The following is a 20,957-nucleotide window of genomic DNA, read 5'->3' as shown; positions in this document are numbered from 1 at the left end:
CGCGGTCCGCCATGGAGTGAAACTTCGAAGGCTGTGAAGAGCGGCTAACTCAAATGGCCGCGGGAGAATTAGCCACGGATTTGCACCGATGAAACACGGAACAGAGAACTTGAGCCCCGGCTGCATTGCGGTCTCGGTTGCGCTCCGACTCGTGGAGGATTTCACGACTCGACCGCCGAAATGCCTCTTGTTGTCCCAACCCGGCGTAAACGCCGGGCTTAAGTCGGTGCACCCACTGTCGAAACTCGATAGCTCACGCTACCGCGAAGCACCCGCGGCGCCGCTGGCGACGCGGTTCGAGAGGTCTGCTTCGGTAACGCTGAACTCTGCCCACACGGGCAGGTGATCGGAGACCTGCTTCACCTGATCGAGCGAGAGACCGTGAATCGACTGAATGTCGTACACTCCGCCCCGGCCGGTGAACTCAGCCGTGCTGGGGCGGTGAAACAGGATGTTGTCGTGCAGCATCGACTTCACGACGTTGGTCGGTTGATTCTGAATCACAGGATAGATGTCGGTGATCCGCCCCAGTCCGGCCAGATCGTTGAGTGTGAGCGGCCGACTCGAACGGCCGACGGAACCGCTCGGTGCGTTGGGCACTTTGGTGTTGAAGTCGCCCAGCAGGATGATGTCGTCTTCAGTGCGGCGATCCTGACCAATCGGATATCGGCGCAGCACCGAGTAGACCTGCGCCAGGGCGTCCATCTCCTCCTTGGCGACATCGGGGTCGGTGTGCACGTTGACCAGCATGAAGGTGAAACGCTCGTTGAGGTTCGGAATGCCCCGGGTGGCGAAGAACGCGTAGAACGGTTCGCGGTGCATCAGGTTATCGGGGTCGCTGATGGTCCGCACCAGCTGCGGGTGAACCTCGATTCTCTGCGTGTCGAAGACAAATGCGTACTGCTCGGTACTCCGCGTGTTGCCCAGTCGTTCCCCGACACGAAAGTCGTACTGGCGTCCCGAGAGTTGATTGAGTCGGTGCACGAACTTCTGGACAAACAGATCGTCCTGCGTGCGAATCTCCTGAATTGCGACAACGTCGAAGTTGCTGATGATCTGACAAATCGTGTCGATCACGTACGGCTTCCCCGCCTTGGCGTCGCCGAAGACTTGGATGTTGAACGAGGCGATCTTGATCGTCGCCCCAGGTGGAGGATTCCAGGAAGGAATGTTCGACACAGGCGAGGCGCCGATCGCGGGGCCGCCGCCGCCAGAGTTGGAGGAACCGGTGACGAGGATTTGCTTAACGTCTTCGAGGTGCAGCCCCTTGAAGAACATCCAGCCGCCACCGCCGAGGATGGCCACCATCAATGCTGTAGAAAAAAGCCGCTGCACCGCAGTCACCCCTCCATGGGCTACCGGGACTTCCGTGTCGAGAACGATCGCGAACGTAGCTTAGGCGACTAGCACAATTGGGGCTAGGCGAGTTTCCGTGGTGCTAGCATCGGGGATTGGCCGAATTGCGAAGGACGCAGGATGCCTGGTTTGCCCTCCCCCGCGTGATCCTACTCATCGGCCATCCAGCTTGTCCGACACTCGAAAAAGTTCTCCCAGCAGACTGACCACAACACCAATCTGGATAGCCACCAGCACGGACCGCGCGGTCCATAGGGCGTCGGGGCTTGAAAAGAACAGCGGAAACAGCCGCGATTGGATCGGCCAGTTCAGCAGGGTGATCGCCAGCGTCAACCACACGAGCGAGCGAAACTCCAACAGCAGTTGCAGAGGCAACACGGCCCAGAAAGCACAGAGAAACAAGATGCTATTGTCGCTGTGGGTCCGCGTCGACATCGCGTAGAGAATCCAGACCGCATTCTCAAAGACGAGCAGATAGAACCACGTCCGAATGCCCGTGCGTTTCAGCCACGGACCGGTCTGCAAGCGACGTTGCCATGAGGTTGCCATCGTGCAGTTTTGCCCCCACCCACGAAGTTGCGTGTCTCCCAGCGCGGGGTAGCAGCTAAGCGGCCGCCTTGGAGGTGACTTCCATCATTCGCTCGTAGATGCCGTGCAGGCGTTCGTGGCCGTCGGGTTTGGAGCCGTCGCGCTCGCAGACATAGAACACGTCGACCACTTGGTCGAGGTGTGTGCTGATCTTAGCAAAGCGGATGTTGAGACCCAGTTCGTGGATCGTGCGGGCCAGCTCGTATAACAGGCCGATGCGGTCGAAGGCGAACACCTCGATGATCAGGTTGTCGGCCGAGATCTCCGTATTGAGTCGCACCTCCATCGCCATGTCCGACAGCTTGGCGGTGTCGGCGTCCGGTTCCTTGCCCCAGATGCGGCGGAACTTCGGTGGCTGGTCCGAGTCGATCGAGGCGACCATCTCCCGGGAGATCTGATCGAGCCGTTCTTGTGCGGGCGTGCCCTGCGACTCGGTGTCGATCGCACAGTACCGCAGCAGCAGGATGTCGCCGTTGAGAACGGCAGTTTCGGCGGCCAGGATTCGCATGCCGCGGGAGCTGAGCACGCCGGCCATCGCAGAGAAGATACCACGTCCCACGCCCCGGCTCACGCCGGCGGAGAACTCCACGGTCTTCGACTTCTCGTAGTACCGCCCGCTGGCCGTGCCCGCGCCGTCTTTCAGGTGCTGCAGACTGCGGAGGGTCTCGACCACTTCGCTGGCGTTCACCTTGGTGACGAACGTCTCGGGCAGGGCGCGAAAGTACTGCTCGAACCACAAGTCGTTGCGTTCCTCGTCGGTGAGCAACTTCCACACTCTCTGCTTGGCGGCCACGCGACGCGGTAGCTGCTCGTTGTCGGGCACGGGCGACAGCAGGGCCTTGGTGCGTTTGAACAAGTCGCTCAGCACGCCGGCCTTCCAGTCGTTCAGCACGCCGGGGCCAACGGCCGCAATGTCGGCGCAGCTCAGCACGTACAGCATCTGCAGTTCTTCGACGCTGTCGAACTTCTCCGCAAACTGACGAACGTAAGCCGGGTCGGTCGTATCGTGTCGCAGCGCCGCGTGCGGCATCCAGAGGTGCTTCTGGATCAGGCTGGCGAGCAAGTCGATGTCGGCCTGATCCAGGCCAAGCCGCGCGCCAACCTGGCGTGCAATCTCGGCGCCCAGCACGCTGTGGTCGCCATCGCGTCCTTTGCCCAGGTCGTGGATCAACAGCGCCAGGTGCAACAGCCACTTGCGGCCAAGTTTCCGATAGGTGTCGCCCACCACGTCGTCGCGGTCGCCCAGTCGCGTGGCTTCGACCACCGAACGGATGCAATGTTCGTCAACCGTGTATTTGTGGTAACGGTTGAACTGCAGCAAGCAGCGGGCGTGGGTGTAGTCGGGGATGATCTTTTCCAGCACGCCCAGTTCGTGCATCCGCCGCAACGCTTCGCCCAGCAACAGCGGCGTGGCGAGCATGTCCAGGAAACGCGAGATGCTCGCGTCGGAAAGCTCCATCGAGTAGCTCGGTGCGGAGCGGTAGACGTGATACCAGGTTTCCTGCGAGATCCGCTTGTCGTACAGCCGCGCGAGGTCGACCAGCCGCACTGCATCTTCCAGGTTCTTGCCCAGTTTGGTGGTGCCGAGCTGCGTGGCGCTGATCTCCCATGGACTCAAGCGGAACTCGGCCGACAGGCTCTGGCTCAGCACCGGCTGCAACATCCGCGACACCACCGGCGGCGGGCAAACCAGGTCGCTCATCCGCGTGGCCAGGAACGACACGTGGCTGGTGTGCCGGAAGTACTCTCGCATGAACTGCTCGACCGGCAGCATGCCGCTACGGGCGCGGAAGTGCAGTGCTTCGGCGATGCGTTTCTGCTCGCCGCGGTTCAGCACGTCACTACCGTTCTCGCCGCCGAAGTGCATCTCGTTGCGGACCTGCAGCAGGAAGCTTTGCGACGACATCAACCGGCGATGGTCGAAGTTGGAGATCACGCCCTTCTGCAACAGGCGATTGGGATCCGACTCGCCGCTCTTGGCGAACCACAGCCAACGCAGCAAGTGAATGTCGCGCAACCCGCCCGGCGAGCGCTTAATGTTCGGTTCCAACAGGAACACCGTCTCGCCGAACTTGTGCCGCTCCTGCTTGCGGGCGGCGATGAACTCGCGGCAGAACGCCGTGGAGCGTCGCTCTACCATTTGGCAGAACGCCTTGCGGAAGTCTTCGAACAGCTTGGCCGAGCCGATAATCAACCGCGACTCGATCAGCGAGGTGCAAATCACCGTATCGGTGCGGGCCAGGCGCACTGCGTCGCTGGTGTTCCGCAAGCTGTGGCCCGGCTTCAAGCCGGCGTCGTACAGATCCTGCGTCAGCCGCGAGGTGAAGTTCTTGACGTTTTCGTCCAGCGCTCCGGAGTACAAGATCATCAGATCGACGTCCGAGCAGGGCGCTTGCTGGCGTCGACCGTACCCGCCAATGGCCACCAGGGCCAAGCGGCTGCGGAGTTTCTCGGTCTGATCGGCGGGGGCCTTCGCGAGCGTGGACTCGAACAGCTTGACCAGCACCTGGTCGATGACCGACGAAATGCGTGCGCACACCTGGACACTCGCCATGCCGCTTTGGTGCAGCCGCTTCACTTCCTCCAGCCCGGTTTGCACCTGCTCGCGGGCGACGAGGACATCGTAGCGTAGGCGCAGGGAGGAACTCATGGGGAAGCGTTTAAAGGGAATCGACGGTTTGTAGCGGCGTGTCGGGCCGACCTACGCAACACTGCGCAGCACCACACGCGGTACCGCAGGGGTGGCGCGGGCGCCCCCCGATCGGCTTAACCCATTATAGGGCCTCGCTACCGGTTTCGCCCGTCCGGATTCGGATGGTATCGAGAAGTTCGGAGACAAAAATCTTTCCGTCACCGATTTGTCCGGTTTGTGCCGAGCGGACAACCGTATCGACGGCCGCCTGCAAGCGGTCGTCGTCGACGACGATCTCGATTTTGACCTTGGGTACAAAATCGACCGCGTATTCGGTGCCGCGGTACATCTCGGTGTGGCCTTTCTGGCGGCCAAACCCGCGGACCTCGGTAATGGTCATGCCGACCACGCCCATTTCGGCCAGTGCGTTCTTTACATCCTCGAGTTTATAGTGGCGAACAATCGCCTCGATTTTCTTCATGTGTCCGCTACTCCTACAAGACGGGGATGCACGCCCCACCGGGGGCGTCTTCGGTTCCTATTCTAGCAGAAACTGCCGGATGGTCCCAACAGCTACCTGGCGGAAGTGCTTTTGCCAGGGAGACTATCGGGTGCCGGCACAACACCGCTAGAACAAAATGTACCCTTCCTCTTCGTGTTGGCTGACATCCAGGCCCGCCCGCTCGTCGGCTTCGTTCACGCGAAGGCCGATCGCCATATCCACAATCTTCAGCAGCACAAACGTCACGACGATGCTGTACACCCACGTGACGATCACGGCCACGATCTGACCGACGAAAATGCGCGACTCGCCTTCGATCAGCCCCAGGGGCAGCCCGTTGTCGATGTCCCAGCAAGCTCGCGTGGCGAACACGCCGGTTAGCACCGCGCCGAGGGTGCCGCCGATGCCGTGCACGCCGAATGCGTCGAGCGAATCGTCGTAGCCGAACTTGGCCTTGAGCGACCCACACGCGTACGCACATACCACACCGGCGATGGCGCCCATCGCCAGGGCGGGCATCGGGTTCACGAAGCCTGCCGCGGGAGTGATGCATACCAAGCCGGCTACCGCACCGGAGGCCGTGCCCAACACGCTTGGCTTGCCGCGCGTGATCCACTCGTACAAGGCCCAAGCGACCGCGCCAGCGGCGGCCGAGAAGTGTGTCACGCAGAACGCGCTTTGCGTCAAGTCGTCGCTTAACAATTCACTGCCTGCGTTGAAACCAAACCAGCCGACCCACAGCATGGCTGCGCCCAGCGCTGTGTAGGTCAGGTTATGGGGCCGCATGTCGTCTTGTCCCCAGCCGATTCGGCGTCCGAGGAGGATCGCACAGATGAGCGCCGAAATGCCCGAGCTGATATGCACCACCGTACCGCCGGCGAAGTCGAGCGCGCCGCCGCCCCAGGACGTTCCCTCCCCTGCCTCAATCTTCTCGGTGGTATTGAACGCCAGAATGCCGCCATCCCATACCCAGTGGCACAGCGGACAGTACACCACCGTGCCCCACAGCACGAGGAACACGACCATCGCGCTGAACTTCATCCGCTCGGCGAACGCACCGCAAATCAGCGCCGGAGTGATGATGAAGAACATGCCTTGGAACAGCATGTGCGTCATCGTGGGAATGGGAATGTCCGGATCGAACATCGGCGTGTAAGGCTCGCCGGCCTCTTCGTTCCACTCGCGCTGCACGCCGTCCATGAACAAGTATTCGCCGTTACCGACGTACAGCCCGTCGCCACCGAACGAAAGCGAGTAGCCGTAGAGCGCCCACAACACGGTCATCAGGCCCATCAGGAACAAGCACTGCATCATTACGCTCAGTACGTTCTTCTTTCGCACTAGGCCGCCGTAGAACATGGCCAGGCCCGGCGCGGTCATGAACAGCACCAGCGCACAACTGGTCAGCATCCACGCGTTGTTGCCAGCCAAGGCGGCTTCTTCGGCCGTGGCGTGAGCCGCATCGATTCTTTCGGACAGTTCGGGGTTGGCGGGTTCCTGGCCGATGGCCGCAGAACTTACCAACAGGGTGCAAAGTAGGGCCAAAACCAACTGGCTTCCCCCAACCAACTGGCAGCGCTGCCGAGCCAGAGTGCTCATCGCCCGTTTCCTCCGAATAGCGTTTGACACTTCAAAAAATCTGAAAAGGAGTGTGGAAAAGCCCGCGTCGGCCAGCGTAGCGCCGCCTGCCATTTCTATCGCGAGTTCCCACGTGCCCTAACATACTCGCCCTACGGGGGGAACGTAAAGCCGGTGCCGACGCGCTGTGGGAAGCCCTGCAGTTTTCCCGTTTGCGGCGATCGACAACAATGGAGACTGAACGGAACTCGTCCAGCTCACCCCGAATCCGAGACGAAGCATGTCGCTATGGAATGCCTTGCCGTTGGTGGCCGTTCAGGGCGGGAATCTCGCCGTGCTCGTGATGGTGGTCGTCATGCTGCTGGTGATGGTGGTGGTGGCCGCGACGGCGCTCAGCCTGATGCGCCCGTGGCTAATGGCGATGATGGCGGGTTGCTCGCTCCCGGTGATGAAGATCGTGGGAATGCGACTGCGGCGCACCAACGTGGCGGAGGTCGTTCGTTGTGGGGTGATGTGCAACCAGGCGGGCTGTCCCATCGGCTGGAACGATTTGGAGCGCGCCGCCCTGACTGGTGCGGACCTCGAGCGGGTGACGCTGGCCTACATCAAGTCGCAACAAGAGGAGCTCGGTTACTCGTTTAGCGATCTCGTGGATGCCGATCGCAACCAACGGCTGGCCAGGTTGCTGGAAGAAGGTCGGTGAGGCGAACCACCAGGTCACTGCGCCCCAGGCGTTACTCAGCCCGCAGAGCTCTGGCGTTGACGTAGCCGTACTGTCCGCCAGTCCTATCGGCCAAGGCTTTCAGAAAGTTGTACCGCTGCGGATCGGGCCCGCGGCCAAACTCGATGGTGCAAATCGTCGCGTTGTATCGCCGGTTCTCGCTGGCGATCTTCCGTAGCTCCTCCTCCGTCATGGGCGAGTCGACGTCGGTCAGAAAGAAGATCACATCGGGTCCCAACCGCAACGCCGCAACGAGGGCGTTGAGCCGATCGGTGCTGCTGTAAGCGGTCACGCCGCGCAGCTGTCGTTCGGCCATGCGTTTGTTCTGGTCGGTGGCGAAAGCAATTCGTTGTCGGCCATCGATGGTAAACGGTTGCGCGCTGGCGTTAAAGAAGATGATCTGAAACTGATGCACGTCGTCGAGCGATTGAAGGCTTTCGACCATCTGTGCCTTGGCGGCTGCCAGCGGAGCACCGTCCATGCTGGCCGAGCGATCGACGAGGTACACGAACTTGGTGCCGGTGCCCTGCACGCCAAAGTACTCGACATTAGCCTCCTCACCCAACTCGCCCGGCGCCCCGCCGCGGGTGCCACCTGCGTCGGCCATCCTCGACGCACCTCCACCAATCTCGGCGCGGGGCCCAACCGCTGAGGTCGCAGGCAGCGCATCCGCCGAGTTGGAATTCTCGGCCAGCGTGGGCAACGCCTCGCTCGGCTCGGCCGGCGTGGGGTTCGGCGTGTCGACGTCGGCCGTCTTGTCGGCCGGTGTGTCCTCCTCGCCTTCGAACTTCACCCCGTCGGAAGTCGATCGCTTGAGCACGATGCCAACGTCGCGCGCGGTCTCCTCGGCCGTGCCCTGGGGAACCTGCGTGGCCCACAACAACACGAGCACCACCAGACTGGCATGCACCACCATCGAGGTGATCCAAGCGGGCAGCTTCGCACGGTCTTCGGGTGACGAGGAACTCATGAAGAGAAGTTCTCAGCAGTCGGCGGTTGGTAGTTTCGCGCGAGGGATTCTAGGGCACCGAAGAAGTTTGGTCAACTTGAACGGTAAACGTGTGCTGCAGGGACTGAATAGCCACGAAGAGGCACGAAGAAACACCAAAGGGGAAGATTGCGACCACTTGCTCTTTATGCCTTTTCTTCCTCTTCGTGGCTATTCTTCGCACGAATTCTACCTCGGCCACCTGGTGGGTTGGTTTACAATCTCAACTCTCCACTCAACTCGTCCCACCGAAAGCAAACTTATGGACAGTTTCACCGAACTTCGCCGCCGGCACGTTGAAGACGTTCGGCGGTTCACGCCCGAAGCGGTGGCGCGGCTCGATTGGACACGGGAGCAGGTCCGCGCGCATCAGACCAAGCGGCTTCGCGAGGTGGTATCCCACGCGGTGCAGCACTCGCCCTATTATGCCGAGCGGTTGGGGCACTTGGACGCCAGGGCGCTTGAACTCGACGACTTGCCGTCCATTCCGCCAATGACCAAGGCGGATGTGATGACACATTGGGACCAGATCGTCACCGACCCGGAGCTACACCTCGACGACGTAGTCGAGCACCTCGAAGCGCTGCACGCCGGCAAGCACCAGAACTACTACTACCTGGGCAAGTACTACGCGGCCGCTACCGGTGGCACGTCGGGTCAGCGGGGCGTGTTCCTGTGGGACTGGGAAACGTTCATCGCCACGGCCAACGCGACCTATCGCATGGAGGTCCGCGACGACCAACTCCATCCGCCCGACGGACCGCGACGCACCGCGGTCATTTGTGCGGGCTCGTTCGTGCACGCCAGCCGGTTGTTGTTTCCCACGATGCTCGATCCGCAGCGCGACACCCTCGTACTATCGGCCGGAACGCCGATCGGCCAGATGGTCGAGCAACTCAACGACTACCAGCCTGATCGGCTGGTGGGGTACGCGTCGATTGTCGAAGAGCTGTGCGCCGAAGCGCTCGACGGACGGCTTGCGATCCAGCCGCAGCGGATTCTGACCAACTCCGAGCCGCTGCTGCCCGAAGCGCGGAACATGGCACTGGAGGCTTGGGGCATCAACATTCACAACAGTTGGGGCTCGGTGGAAATTGGCCTGGTCGCCACCGAAGGCGATTCGTTCGCTGGCAGCACACTGGCCGAAGACATGGTGATCGTCGAACCGGTCGACGTCGAACATCGAGTGGTTGCCGATCCTGCCCAAGCCGACCACGTGCTGGTGACCAAGCTGTGCGGAACCGTGATGCCGCTGGTGCGGTACGTGATGACCGACACGTTGGTGCTCGACAACGGACCCAACCCCGACGCGCCCGGCTATCGCCGCATCGTGGACATCAAAGGCCGTTCCGATGCATGGTTCGTCTACGCGGGCGACATCAAGATCCACCCCATGGTGTTCCGTAGTGTGCTAGGGCAGGATCGTCACATCAGCGAGTATCAGGTGCAACAAACCGAACGCGGCGCCAAGGTGCTGGCTATCACGCACGGTGATTTCGAACCGTCGCGCCCCACCGCGGCGCTGCAGCAAGCGCTAGCCGATGCGGGACTCGGGAACGCCCAAGTATCGATCGAAAGCGTCGCCGAACTACCGCGCCATCCGCAGACCAACAAGCTCAAGCGCTTCGTACCGCTAGCGAAGTAGTTGAAGAAGAACGCCAAGCTGACTCAGGTTACCAACCCCTTGGTAACCATCATGAACACGTCCTCCAAAGTCGGTTCCTTGTCGGCGAAGGAGAGCAGCCCGACGTCGGCGCCGGCGAGTTGGCGCATGAGGCGTTGGACGTCGGAATCCTCGCCGCCCATTTCGACCACGCAGTTGCGGCTATTGACCTGCACGCTGCGGACGTGAGGATCGCTGCGAATGAGGCTGACGCCAGCTTCCTGGTCGCCGCTGAAGCGGACTTCGATGTGGCGGTTGCTTTGAATCTGCCGGTAGACTTTGTCGATCGGCCCGTGCAGAAGCAGCTGCCCGCGCTCGATGATGCCAATCGAGGTGCAGCAGTCGGCCAGTTCGGTGAGGATGTGGCTAGAGATTAGGATGGTCTTGCCCATCCGCCGCAATTCCTTGAGCAGCGCTTTAACTTCCAGTCGGGCGCGGGGGTCAAGTCCGCTGGCGGGCTCGTCGAGGATTAGCACTGGCGGATCGTGCACGAGCGTCTTGGCCAAGCACAGCCGCTGCTTCATGCCGCGCGACAGGCCATTCACGTAGTCGTCGCGTTTGTGAGTCAGGTCCAACAGCTCGAGCACGTCGCCGATCACGCCTTTGCGACGGCTCTTAGGAATTTGGTACGCGACCGCGAAGAAGTCCAAGAACTCCCACACCTTCATGCCGTCGTACACGCCGAACGTGTCGGGCATGTACCCCACGCTCTGCCGCACCTTGAGCGGCTCCTTGGTTACGCTAAACCCATTGACGGTCGCCTCGCCATGCGTGGCGCGCAAGAGCGTGGCCAGAAAACGAATCGTGGTGCTCTTGCCGGCGCCGTTAGGGCCGATGAACCCAAACATCTCGCCAGCGTCGATGTCGAGATCCAAATTCTCCACGGCCACAAAGTCGCCGTAGGTCTTGCCGAAGTTGCGTATGGTGATCATGCGGGAGAGGGGTAAGGATTCAGGGGTCGGGGGTCAGGGAGCGAAGCGAGCGTTGACTAGTTTGGTGGGCCGAACAGATCGTTTATACCCGCGTCGGGGCCTTCATTGTCCGGATCTAAGTACGGGTTGCTAAAGTCTTCGCCGCCCAGGTCGTCGACGCGGTCGATGACGTCGCGGGGGCTGTTCTTGTCGGGTTTGGGTTTGCCGAGGGGGGCTCGGGACAGGTGGGCTACCACCATCGCAGCGCCGCGGAGTTGTGCGGCCGCTGGATTGACCTCGACGCCGGGAAGCACTGTGTCGAGGCGCCCCACGAGGCGGACCTCGCCGGGATCCATGTGCAAGGGGTCGAGCGCCAAACGGAATATCGGTTCGAGGTCCAAGCGTTTCTCGTCCTTGCTGGCTTCCTTGGCTCGCTCGCCGGCGAACAGGTCCTCGCCCACCGGGGCGAAGCTGACCGACGTGCCGCGATTAGGCTCCAGATCGCCAATCCAACAGCCGTAGAGTTGCGGGCTGCCTTCGGCGTCGTCCTCGCGGCGGACGACGGCCACGCTGCCGAGCTTGAATTGCGTTCGATTGATCACCTTGGGCGCAGCACCCTGCTCCTTTTGGAACAGCAAAGGTCCGTCGAGCGCGTACATCTGTTCGCTGTGCACCATGTCGGTCGTGGCACTGGAGACTTGCAGCCCCGCGAGATGCACGTTCTTGGCCTGCGTGAGCTCCACATTCGTACGCGACTGTCCCAACAACATCCGGAACTCTCCTGGCGGGCTGTTGGGGAACGGCGCGGCCACGGCGGTGGGATCGTCGAACTGCGTGTCGTAGCTGGTCGACAGCGACGTGTAGAGCGCGGTGTAGCGGGATAGATGCGCTCGAGGGTAATCGCCTTGAACTTCGAGCAGGGCGATTTCGGTTTGGGCGCGGACGAAACCGATGTCGAGCTGCGCCTGATGCACCACGGCGGCGGTGCCCAACAGAGCGATGATCGGCGCCGCGATCCAGGCGTACTCCACGCGGCCCAAGGCCTTGAAGAACAGCCAGTTCACCGGCACCAAGACCACCAGGTACAGGCCAAGCGACCACACCACGAACGACGCATCGGGCACCTGCACGCCGGCCGCCTGGCGAAGTGCCTCCCGCGCGGCGTTGCTGGTGGCGTTGTAGTCGTTCCAGGCGCCAATGCCGCCCACCTTCTCAGCTGGCTCGATTTCGGTGGTCCGATTGTCTGCCTCGACGAATCCATCGTCGTCGAACGTGTCGCGCGGCACATTGTTCGTGGCGTTGGCATCGGCGTGTACGTCGCGGGAAAACAGTCGCAAATGGGTGACGTACTGGGCGTCGCGGATGGCGCCCCGCTTGCCGTCCCATTCGGCGTGAAGCTCCCCAGCGTCAAAGGAGTTGTCGCCTTTGCTCCACTCGCGCGGCAATCGGCGCATGATGCCCGCATTAAATAGGTCGTCGTAGTGGGGCGACCAGGTCAGCAGGTCGCGTTCAGCGAGTTGCATTCGCGACACAACAATCCGCCCGCGGCCCACTTGGCGCTCGACCAACAGTCCGCCGGTGGACGCAGCCAGTCCGCTGTTCTCGTCGACTCCCTCGGCCAGATTCAGGTTGATGCCCGACCAGTCGCGGGTGAGCTTGAGTTCCTTGGGGGGATTAGCACTGCGCCCGACGGGTTTCTTCTTGCTCCAGTACTCGGCCATGGTGCGGACATCGTCTTGCGTGATATCCACGGCGCCGGCGTCGGTAGCTGGCAGGTAGGGCGCCAAGAAGCTCCCCTCGAGCAGCTTGAGCGAGTTGGGCCCGTTGATGATGAGTTGTCCGCCCCAGTGCAGCCAATCGACCAGCGCTTCGCGGCGTTGGCGGTCGAGTTGATCGGGGTCGACCTCGTCCCACAAAATGTAGGCGATCGTGGTCCAGCACATCGGATTGTCGGGCAGTGGCACCTGCTTCGAGATATCGGGTAGCAGCACCTGATAGTGCGCCAGGTCTTTGCCGCCACCGAAGGAGTAGTCGATACTATCCTGGGGCACCAGCACCCCGTTGAGCGACTTCACGTAGTTGTAACGACTCGGCTCCTTGGCCAGCACCACGAAAAAGTACTGGTACGATTCCATGGTCGATAGCAGCGTGCCCTTGGGATTGCCGCCGACCACCGCGCCGTAGTTCCGACCGCGGAGCGTACACTTCACACTGGCCATGCCCGACACATTGGGCGCGAGGAACACGTTCTCCACCTGCCGCGGGCGTCCCTTGGCCAGTTGCACCGGGCGCGAGCTGCTGAGCGTGAACGGCGTTTGGTCGATGGGCACCGGTCGTTGCCGGTTGTCGATCACCTGCAGCGTGGTAACGCCGCCCCAATCTTCGTAGTTGGACTTCATCAACTGGGTGACGGTCATCCAATGGCCCGGCTTGACGCGCGAGACGGTCAGGTCGGTGTCGCTCGGCTTGGAGATGGGCGCATCGACAATGAATGGTTGTTTCTTCTTTTCCTCTTCCGCTTTCTTCTTGGCTTCCTCTTCCTTCTTCTTTTTCTCCTCGGCTTCCTTGGCGAGCCGCGCCTGCCGCTCCTGCGGCGTCTCACTGCGACACCCGCCACAACCGGTGGTGCCGAGCATCACGCTAAGCAGCAGTAGCCAGACGATGGAGCGCATCGCCTTGCCGCAAGAAGTTTGTTGAGAGTTTTCGATCGAAGCCATGATCGTTCTGTTCACTCGGTAAGCGAAAGGGTTCTTGCTTTATAGTCAATCGTCAAGACACGGTCGGCCAGCAACATCGTGCCCAGCAGTGGCCAGCAGCGGCCATTCACCATCGCCTTCTACCACTTGAGTTCGATAGGTTTCACCAAACCATTCCAGGTACACGACGTAGGTTGCGAATTCTACCAAACTTCCGTCGGTCAAGTACGCTTCGGTGGTACTGGAAGGTTTGAGACCCAACCGGGCGACATCGCGTCGTGGCAGTACAAGCCCACCATTGAAGGCCGTGTCGACCCAAGCGTCGATATTGTGCTGTTCCCCGGCGCGCGTAGCGGCAAGCTTGACCGTGAGCAGCGCCCGTTGATTGCTGTCGACCCCCCCGTTCACTGCTGGCAAACTCCTAGGTGCAGAGCCGCTCGATGACCAATGTGGATCGTGTGGGTGATCTGGTCGGGCAACTCGTCGAGCGCGGCGTTCACGGCCTCGTCGAACGTGTCTCCCAGGAAGTACCGCTCCGAATCGGGATCGATCGCCACATACCGCCCCCTGTGCTCGGCTTCGAGTTGCGCCTGCAATTTCTCCGCGTAGAGTCTCTTCGCTCGAGAAATGATTGACTTGGAATGTTCCGACCGCATTCTCAGATTCCTCAGGGGTTGCACGATTATACCCGCCCGGTGTGCTCGCGTCTCCCATAGCCGACGAGCCACACCGCCGCGGCGGCCACGAGCGAGACCGTCGCCAGCAGCACTAGCGACATGGCCGAAACGCGATCCTCCACGCCGTAGTGCAATAGCCCGAACAGGCGGATCGTGAGCGTCGGCGGCCCTGGCGGCATCACCAGCACGCTGGCCGACAGTTCGCCTGCCGACAGGGCAAATGTGGCCAGCCAGGTGGACAGCACCTGCGGCAGGACCTGCAGCAGGCCGATTCGCCAGAACCTTGCGAACCAGCCCGCGCCGTCGGTTTGGGCTGCGTCGATCAGCGATCGCGGTACGCTGGCGAACCCTGCGGCCATAATGAGCGCGGCCACCGGCGTGAAGCGAATCGTTTGCACCAGCCACGGCGCGAGCAGCGTTCGATCGTACGCCCAAGTGAGCCACGCCAGCGGCGAATCGAGTGGATGGTTCAACAGCTTGATGGCCACCAATCCTAAGATCGGTCCCGGAATGCTCATCGCCAGCGCGAACAGCGCGAGCATCGCCCATGGAGTACCGCGGCAAATTCGCAGGCGCCAACCGAACAACGCCCCGACGATCGTGGCCGTGGTGGCAACGGCTGCGCCGAGGCCCAAGGTCTGCAGTAACTCGCGCCAGTGATGTCCCGCCGCGCCGGTGAGCTCGGTGGTGAGCTTGCCCAATTGCCACACGCGCTGCCAACCATCGCTCGTCTCCACAGCGCCGAGCCCCGCTTTGTAAACCAGCGCGGCGATGGGCAGCGCGGCCACCAACAACAGCACACTCGCCGGCACGATCGCCAGTAGCCAGCGCCCGCCACGAAGTCGCCATCGCCACAATCGCTCTGTGGACGCATCGGCGTGCGCTGCGAAACTCGACACGACCGGCGCGAGTACCCACAGCATCAACACCGCCAGCAGCACCACGCCACCGATCAAACCGGCGTAGTGGTTCCAGGCGGTGGCGGCTTCGTCGAGCAAGGTGTCCTTGCCGTCGACCTGATCGGTCGGAAAAGCTCCCGAGGCGGCCGTGGTGTAGACCTCTTCGGCGAAGGTGCGGATCTGAAAGAAGTCGGTCACGGTCATTTCGGCCGCCACGCTCACGGCTGTCCATACCGCGGCAATGGCGATGCCCGGCAAGGCGGCGCGGAGCGTGACCGTCCGCAACACCCGCCAGGCGGGCATCGACAGCAGCGCTGTTTCTTCCAACTCGGCTGGCACCCGCACCAGCGCCGCGCTCACGATGCATACCACCCACGGCACGGCGGCCATCGCGTGCACCCAGATGGCGCCCGGCCAGCCGTCGATCCACGGGCGTGTCTGTCCCGATTCATCGGTTGGCACTAACCATCCACCCACACCCAAAGCGCCCATCCACCCGCCGGCGTGCACAAACAGCGGCACGAACAACAGCACGGCGAAGGCCGCCAGCATCCACCGCCGCAGCGGGCAATTGGTCTTGGTGAGCACCACCGCGGCCAGCACACCGGGCACCATGGCCAGCGCGGTTGCCGCGCCAGCCAGGTAGAACGTCGCCAGGGCGATACCGCGGACTCGCGGACCCATCGCCAGCAGGCACGCCAGGGCAATCACGGCCAGCGGCAGGGTCCACCAGATTGTGCTGTTTCTGCTATTCAAAGCGTTGCATTCCGCAATCGGAGCGAGTTCTGGAGTTCGGCATGGTCAATCGGGCAGCCGGGGACCGCCCCCGCGCGGGTTTTTATTGATTCGGACCGCCGCAAACGATATGCTACGGATAGGTGGAGCTTTTCTATAATACCCCTGCTGCCGCAGGTGCGTGCGACGGGGGAACAGCTTGCTGGCACGAACCGCCGCAGGCCGCTGGTGGAAGGAGTGCAGGATATGGGCATTCAGGTCAGGTGTCCGCACGGGCACGTCTTTAAAGTGAAAGACAAGTACGCCGGTAAGCGCGGGCTGTGCCCTCACTGCACCGAGCAGGTTGTCGTCCAGGTGCCCGCCGCCGATAGTTCCGACGCGATGACCAAAGCATATCGCAAAGCGGTGACCGACGAGCATCGCGCATCGCATGCAGTGGATACTGGTAGTTCCTCCATTTTCGACGACGTTCCGCAGGACCCCGATCCCAGCACGAGCGCCAGCTTGCTCGGTTCGAGCGTCATACGGCACAACGTGCGATGCAGTTTTTGCAACCAGTCGGTCCCCATGTGGTACGCCAAGTGCCCCTCATGCGGCCACTTCATGGACCAGTAACGCAAGGTGCATGAGCCGCGAGTGCGCTCACTCTTCGAGTGCTTCGTCGATAATCTTCTGGATATCGAAGGCTCCCTCTTCGATGGAATCGAAGATCGACTCGTGGACGGTCTTCGCATCGTACTCGGCCACCTTGGCCAGGATCTTGTCGATCTCGTCGATGGAGTGTCCCTGGTTCTCGAGCCAGGCAACCAACTGGGCGTGACGCGTATCGTGCGACATGGTCTGTTCGGTCGGGGGTTGGTGTGGGTGCTAGCAATTCGCGCTGCGGGACAAAAAGTGGCGTAGCCCCTCGGGCGGAGCTTTGCTAAGGTTCGCCGCCCCGACTTCCTGCGCGATGGTCGTGGGAATGGAATTGTCAACCTTTTCGATGCTTCTAATCTAGCATGAATTCACGTCTTTCGCTGCTTCTCGCCTCGCTGACTTTGCTCACAGGGTGTCAAACCACGCCCTGGCCGATGCGAATGTTCCAGCGACCAGAGCGAACCACCTACCGGACCGCCGAAATGCGGATGGACGCCGTGCGCGACTTCCGCACTCAATCCACTGGTGTCGATACGCCCGAGCAGCGCGAGATCGTCAACCAACTGGCACGACAAATCCAGGTGGAACCCGATCCGCTGGTTCGCGAAGCAATTGTCGACACCATCGCCGAGTTCCGCACTCCGCTGGCATCGCAAGTATTGGAAGCAGGGCTTAGCGACGCCGATGCCGATGTGCGACGCCACTGCTGCATGGCGCTGGGCAAGCGGGGCGACCCCGCGGCCGTGCCCGTACTGGCGCGAGCCATCAACGGCGAGCAAGATTTGCAGGTTCGCATCGCGGCGGTCGAGGCCCTGGGATCGATTCACTCGCCCGACGCCTACACCGCGCTGGCAGTTGCCATGGAAGATCGCGACCCGGCGCTGCAGTATGCTGGCGTTGAAAGCATGAGGGAAATCAGCGGCAAAGACCTCGGCAACGACGTCTCCGCCTGGCTGCAGTACGCCCGCGGCGAAACGCCTACAGCCAGTTCGGAAGAGGAAGTCTCGATCGCCCGCCGCCTGCGTGGTCTCACGCCCTTCTAGCGCTTGCGGCGTCTGTTTTTGCGAGTTACCGCCATGGATGCCGCTCGCCTGTGCAGCGCGCCCTAAGCATGCACGCCCCCCGATAGCGCTATGCTCCTTTTCATGCAGGGATTTCGGGAATCCCTTGAGGTGTTTTCCTTGCGCCACATTGCTTGAGTTTTGACCGGTATCGCCCGATACAGTCATCAGTGAGGGGTCTGCTACGTTCTCCAATGGCCATCGCCTTCGTGCGATGCTAGCAGGCTGGTTGACTGTTGATGTTTGCGACTGGGGGGTACGGTGCCGTTTAACCAACCAACATGGCTGGCTCTGCGCGGAGTGGGAGTTCGGCTGGGTGTGGCCGCCCTGACTCTGGCTTTCGTTGGTTCCTGTGTAGCCGTGGCGCAGCAACTTTCCGCACCGCGCGCGGACGATATCAATGCGCCGACCACGCTGCGCGCCACGATCGACAAGTCGGGCCGCGCCGCTCTGCCGATCGAGTCGCTGCCAGCGGTGCATGGATTGGATCTCGCCGAGCCGCCCAAGACCAAGCTGCGCTTGTCGCGTCGTCCGCAGGCGAAACCGCAGCCGGTTCCAGCAGCGAGCAAAGGTCCCATGCTGACCATGCCGGGACTGGTCGAGCCCATCGATGCACCACTGGCGACAAGCCAGCCCAAAGCCCAATCGGAAACCAAGTCGGACGACGCGCCGCCCACCGCGCCCAATGAGTTCAAGCCCGAGTGGCGTCCCACTGGCAAGGTAGCGTCGACCAAAAAGGCAACCGACAAGCCCGAACCGCTTGTTGCTGACGCCGAAGTAACCGACGAAGCACCCAAGGCCGAGCCCGAGAAGGTTGCCCAGCAGGAAAAGTCCGACGCCGACCAGGCCGAGCCCGCCGACGAATCCGCCCTGGCGGCCGACGATACCAAGCCCGAGCCAGCGGAGATCGAGCCCGCCGAACCGCTGAAGCCGCTCACTCGCAACCAGATCTACCTGCGCAACAAGATGCGCAAGGTGCTCAGCTACTACTACCGCAAGCCGCTCAACAGCCGCGACCACGATACGTGGGAGGCGATGCACATGATGCTCGCTTATGGGCTGCATAGCCGCATCAAGTCGGGCGGGCCGCGGGGCGAGTCGATGACCGCCATCGGTTGGTTGTGTTACAACAATCCCTGCAAGCACAAGCAGTTGATGATCCTCAACGACGAAGGCGAGATCCGCGCCCAGTACGGCGTCGGACTGCAAGGACACATGGGGCAGTTCCTGGCCATGCTCGCCCAGTGCAACGTCGATCCCGACTATCCGATCCGCGTGGAAGGCAAAGAGTTCACCATCCACGACTTGATCGAAGCCGAGAAGAAGACCTGCTATCCGAACACCGAGCTGACGTTCAAGCTCATCGCGCTGATGCACTACTTGCCGTCCGACAGCCAGTGGGTGAACGACCGCGGCGAAACGTGGAGCATCGAGCGGCTGATCGAGGAAGAGCTCAAGCAGCCCATCCGCGGCGCCGCTTGTGGCGGAACTCACCGACTCGGTGGGCTCAGCCTGGCGGTTCGCAAGCGCGAAAAACGCGGCGAGCCGGTCGAAGGTGTCTGGTTGCAGGCGAAACAGTTTACCAACAAGTACGAGCAGTACCTCTACCGCCTGCAGAACAACGACGGCAGCTTTAGCACCGAGTGGTTCCGTGGGCCGGGCCGCGAGTCGGATATTAACCGTCGCTGCCGCACCAGCGGCCACCTGCTGGAGTGGGCGTTGTACCATGCCGAGGATGAGAAACTCACCTCCTATCGCATTGTGAAAGCAACCAACTATCTGACCAACCTGCTCTACAGCAACTCGGACAACGAGTGGGAAATCGGCCCCCAGGCCCACGCCCTGCACGCCCTGTCGCTGTACGACCAACGCGTGTTCCAACCTCACGACAAGGTTGATAAGACCGCCAAGGCCGATACGAAGTCCTCCACACAAAGCCAGCAGACCAACCAGCGATCGCAGACCACCCGCCGCAGCAACAGCTCGGCCAGTCGATCCAGCAACAATCGGTCGAGTAACAGCTGGTGGTGGAACCGATAACTCGCCAGGCCGAATTGTCGCTGCTTACTCGATGAGCTAAACTACAGTACCGTCGCCTTGTCGCGCGGCGTCCTGTCCTATGGTCTCTTACGGTTTGTGGTGCAAGTGAATGGCGAAGTTTAGCGATCAATTCCAAGCGTTTTGCGATATCGCACTCGGACTGAAGAACGCTCAAAAAGCCGACGCCATCCTGCTGCTGCTCGAGCGACCCACCGACTTCAAGCAGCTCGAAAAAGCCCTCCCCACCGATCTGGTCGTCGTCGCTGGCGATACCGAAGCGGCCCTCGAAGGCTTCGAAGAGTCCGACTACGACACCATCCTGCTCAACATGCCGGACGAAGCACCCGTGTACGAGCGGCTCACCCAGGCGCTGCTCGAAGCGGTGGCCGACGAGTACTTTGCCGAAGGCGCCTCGGTCGTGGCTGCCTACAGCGGCTTCGAGGCGGGTGTGATCGACTCGCTCAGCCTCATCAAGCTCGATGAGCACCTCGGCCGACTCACGGTCCGCGACCTCCGCCAACTGAAGACCAAGATCCCGGTCGAGACCATCAAACAGGTCGTCGACCTGGCCGTGGAGATCGGCCGCGAAGGTCGCGAAGGCAAGCCGGTCGGGTCGTTGTTCGTGGTGGGCGATCATCGTAAGGTCATGAGCTACTGCCATCCGATGGGATTTGATCCCGTGAAGGGCTATACCAAGGCCGAGCGTCAGCTCACCGACTCGAGCGTCCGCGACAACGTAAAGGAAATCGCTCAAATGGACGGCGCGTTCGTCGTGTCGGCCGACGCCACGGTGGTTGCCTCCGCGCAACACCTCAGCGCACCGAACGTGCCCGAACTCAGCCTGCCCAAAGGCATGGGCGCTCGCCACTGGGCGGCCGGCGAAATCACCGCCGCGACCGGCGCGATCGCCATCACGATCAGCGAGTCGAACGGCACCGTGCGCGTCTTCCAAAACGGCGAAATCAAACTCCGCATCGAACCGTTCCGCCGCGCGATGAAGTGGAAAGCGTTCGACACCGACAGCCCTTCGTAGCAGCTTGCCCAACCGAGCACTCTTCCCACGCTCTACGTGGGAACTTTGCGCGACCGCTCCGCGGACATTCGTCTTCTCTATCAACCTCATTGTTTCATCCCAGGTTTGTCCCAACTCACGATCCATGGGCCCAAAACCGGGGGTTTTGTCCCAACATACGATCCATGGGCCCAAAACCCCAAGCGTTTTGGACCACCTCTGTTTGAAAAGCCCCCTAGTTTTCTCGAACAAACCATTC

General features: G+C 61.8%; 18 protein-coding genes. 6 read left to right on the top strand and 12 right to left on the bottom strand.

Translation table 11 applies throughout. The features are described from left to right. Nucleotides 1–258: 258 nt before the first annotated feature. The 5 genes from ACQK2L_RS09760 to ACQK2L_RS09740 all read right to left on the bottom strand — a co-directional run bounded on the left by ACQK2L_RS09760 (nucleotide 259) and on the right by ACQK2L_RS09740 (nucleotide 6,677). Nucleotides 259–1,335, bottom strand: a complete 1,077-nt coding sequence (locus ACQK2L_RS09760) for an endonuclease/exonuclease/phosphatase family protein (protein WP_425396766.1) — start codon at nucleotides 1,333–1,335, stop codon at nucleotides 259–261. Between the two features lie 174 nt (nucleotides 1,336–1,509). Next, nucleotides 1,510–1,905: a hypothetical protein gene (locus ACQK2L_RS09755; RefSeq protein WP_425396765.1), complete on the bottom strand. Its 396-nt coding sequence runs from the start codon at nucleotides 1,903–1,905 to the stop codon at nucleotides 1,510–1,512. Nucleotides 1,906–1,960: 55 nt separating this feature from the next. Then, a complete protein-coding gene (gene glnD / locus ACQK2L_RS09750) occupies nucleotides 1,961–4,594 on the bottom strand; it encodes a [protein-PII] uridylyltransferase (RefSeq protein ID WP_425396764.1) in 2,634 nt (877 codons plus the stop codon). A 124-nt stretch (nucleotides 4,595–4,718) separates the two neighbouring features. Next, on the bottom strand, nucleotides 4,719–5,057 hold the full coding sequence (locus tag ACQK2L_RS09745) for a P-II family nitrogen regulator (protein WP_425396763.1): 339 nt from the start codon (nucleotides 5,055–5,057) through the stop codon (nucleotides 4,719–4,721). A gap of 147 nt (nucleotides 5,058–5,204) precedes the next feature. Then, a complete protein-coding gene (locus ACQK2L_RS09740; RefSeq protein ID WP_425396762.1) occupies nucleotides 5,205–6,677 on the bottom strand; it encodes an ammonium transporter in 1,473 nt (490 codons plus the stop codon). Nucleotides 6,678–6,936: 259 nt separating this feature from the next. Between ACQK2L_RS09740 and ACQK2L_RS09735 the strand changes: the two genes are divergently transcribed. Next, on the top strand, nucleotides 6,937–7,359 hold the full coding sequence (locus tag ACQK2L_RS09735; RefSeq protein WP_425396761.1) for a flotillin-like FloA family protein: 423 nt from the start codon (nucleotides 6,937–6,939) through the stop codon (nucleotides 7,357–7,359). Between the two features lie 31 nt (nucleotides 7,360–7,390). Here ACQK2L_RS09735 and ACQK2L_RS09730 read toward each other — a convergent pair whose 3' ends face one another. After that, complete coding sequence (locus tag ACQK2L_RS09730; protein WP_425396760.1) at nucleotides 7,391–8,347, bottom strand: hypothetical protein; 957 nt, start codon at nucleotides 8,345–8,347, stop codon at nucleotides 7,391–7,393. Between the two features lie 280 nt (nucleotides 8,348–8,627). Between ACQK2L_RS09730 and ACQK2L_RS09725 the strand changes: the two genes are divergently transcribed. After that, the gene (locus ACQK2L_RS09725; RefSeq protein ID WP_425396759.1) at nucleotides 8,628–10,010 is read left to right on the top strand and encodes a phenylacetate--CoA ligase family protein; all 1,383 of its coding nucleotides are present in this window, start codon (nucleotides 8,628–8,630) and stop codon (nucleotides 10,008–10,010) included. 23 nt (nucleotides 10,011–10,033) lie between these two features. On the opposite strand, the gene ACQK2L_RS09720 is transcribed toward ACQK2L_RS09725, so the two are convergent. From ACQK2L_RS09720 to ACQK2L_RS09700, 5 genes are read right to left on the bottom strand one after another with little or no spacing between them, the layout of a single operon-like run. Further along, nucleotides 10,034–10,960 carry an ATP-binding cassette domain-containing protein gene (locus ACQK2L_RS09720; protein ID WP_425396758.1) on the bottom strand — a complete coding sequence of 309 codons (927 nt, stop codon included), beginning with the start codon at nucleotides 10,958–10,960 and terminating at the stop codon, nucleotides 10,034–10,036. Nucleotides 10,961–11,016: 56 nt separating this feature from the next. Next, the gene (locus tag ACQK2L_RS09715; RefSeq protein ID WP_425396757.1) at nucleotides 11,017–13,656 is read right to left on the bottom strand and encodes a hypothetical protein; all 2,640 of its coding nucleotides are present in this window, start codon (nucleotides 13,654–13,656) and stop codon (nucleotides 11,017–11,019) included. A gap of 45 nt (nucleotides 13,657–13,701) precedes the next feature. Then, nucleotides 13,702–14,043: a hypothetical protein gene (locus tag ACQK2L_RS09710; protein ID WP_425396756.1), complete on the bottom strand. Its 342-nt coding sequence runs from the start codon at nucleotides 14,041–14,043 to the stop codon at nucleotides 13,702–13,704. Continuing rightward, on the bottom strand, nucleotides 14,040–14,291 hold the full coding sequence (locus ACQK2L_RS09705; RefSeq protein ID WP_425396755.1) for a hypothetical protein: 252 nt from the start codon (nucleotides 14,289–14,291) through the stop codon (nucleotides 14,040–14,042). Before ACQK2L_RS09705 ends, ACQK2L_RS09710 begins: the two co-directional genes overlap by 4 nt. Before the next feature lie 26 nt (nucleotides 14,292–14,317). Then, on the bottom strand, nucleotides 14,318–15,967 hold the full coding sequence (locus ACQK2L_RS09700; RefSeq protein WP_425396754.1) for an ABC transporter permease: 1,650 nt from the start codon (nucleotides 15,965–15,967) through the stop codon (nucleotides 14,318–14,320). Between the two features lie 156 nt (nucleotides 15,968–16,123). On the opposite strand from ACQK2L_RS09700, the gene ACQK2L_RS09695 reads away from it, so the two are divergent. Continuing rightward, complete coding sequence (locus tag ACQK2L_RS09695) at nucleotides 16,124–16,561, top strand: hypothetical protein (RefSeq protein WP_425396753.1); 438 nt, start codon at nucleotides 16,124–16,126, stop codon at nucleotides 16,559–16,561. 27 nt (nucleotides 16,562–16,588) lie between these two features. Here the strand turns inward: ACQK2L_RS09695 and ACQK2L_RS09690 are convergent, their stop codons facing one another. After that, complete coding sequence (locus ACQK2L_RS09690; RefSeq protein WP_425396752.1) at nucleotides 16,589–16,783, bottom strand: hypothetical protein; 195 nt, start codon at nucleotides 16,781–16,783, stop codon at nucleotides 16,589–16,591. A 164-nt stretch (nucleotides 16,784–16,947) separates the two neighbouring features. Between ACQK2L_RS09690 and ACQK2L_RS09685 the strand changes: the two genes are divergently transcribed. The 3 genes from ACQK2L_RS09685 to ACQK2L_RS09675 all read left to right on the top strand — a co-directional run bounded on the left by ACQK2L_RS09685 (nucleotide 16,948) and on the right by ACQK2L_RS09675 (nucleotide 20,719). Further along, a complete protein-coding gene (locus ACQK2L_RS09685; RefSeq protein ID WP_425396751.1) occupies nucleotides 16,948–17,628 on the top strand; it encodes a HEAT repeat domain-containing protein in 681 nt (226 codons plus the stop codon). Nucleotides 17,629–18,006: 378 nt separating this feature from the next. Further along, nucleotides 18,007–19,686 carry a hypothetical protein gene (locus ACQK2L_RS09680; RefSeq protein WP_425396750.1) on the top strand — a complete coding sequence of 560 codons (1,680 nt, stop codon included), beginning with the start codon at nucleotides 18,007–18,009 and terminating at the stop codon, nucleotides 19,684–19,686. A gap of 109 nt (nucleotides 19,687–19,795) precedes the next feature. Beyond that, nucleotides 19,796–20,719, top strand: coding sequence for a DNA integrity scanning protein DisA nucleotide-binding domain protein (locus ACQK2L_RS09675; protein WP_425396749.1), 924 nt, complete (start codon nucleotides 19,796–19,798; stop codon nucleotides 20,717–20,719). Nucleotides 20,720–20,957: the final 238 nt, after the last annotated feature.

It is taken from the genome of Aeoliella sp., from assembly GCF_965227375.1.
Taxonomy (GTDB): domain Bacteria; phylum Planctomycetota; class Planctomycetia; order Pirellulales; family Lacipirellulaceae; genus Aeoliella.
This window is presented reverse-complemented; position numbering and strand designations above follow the sequence as displayed.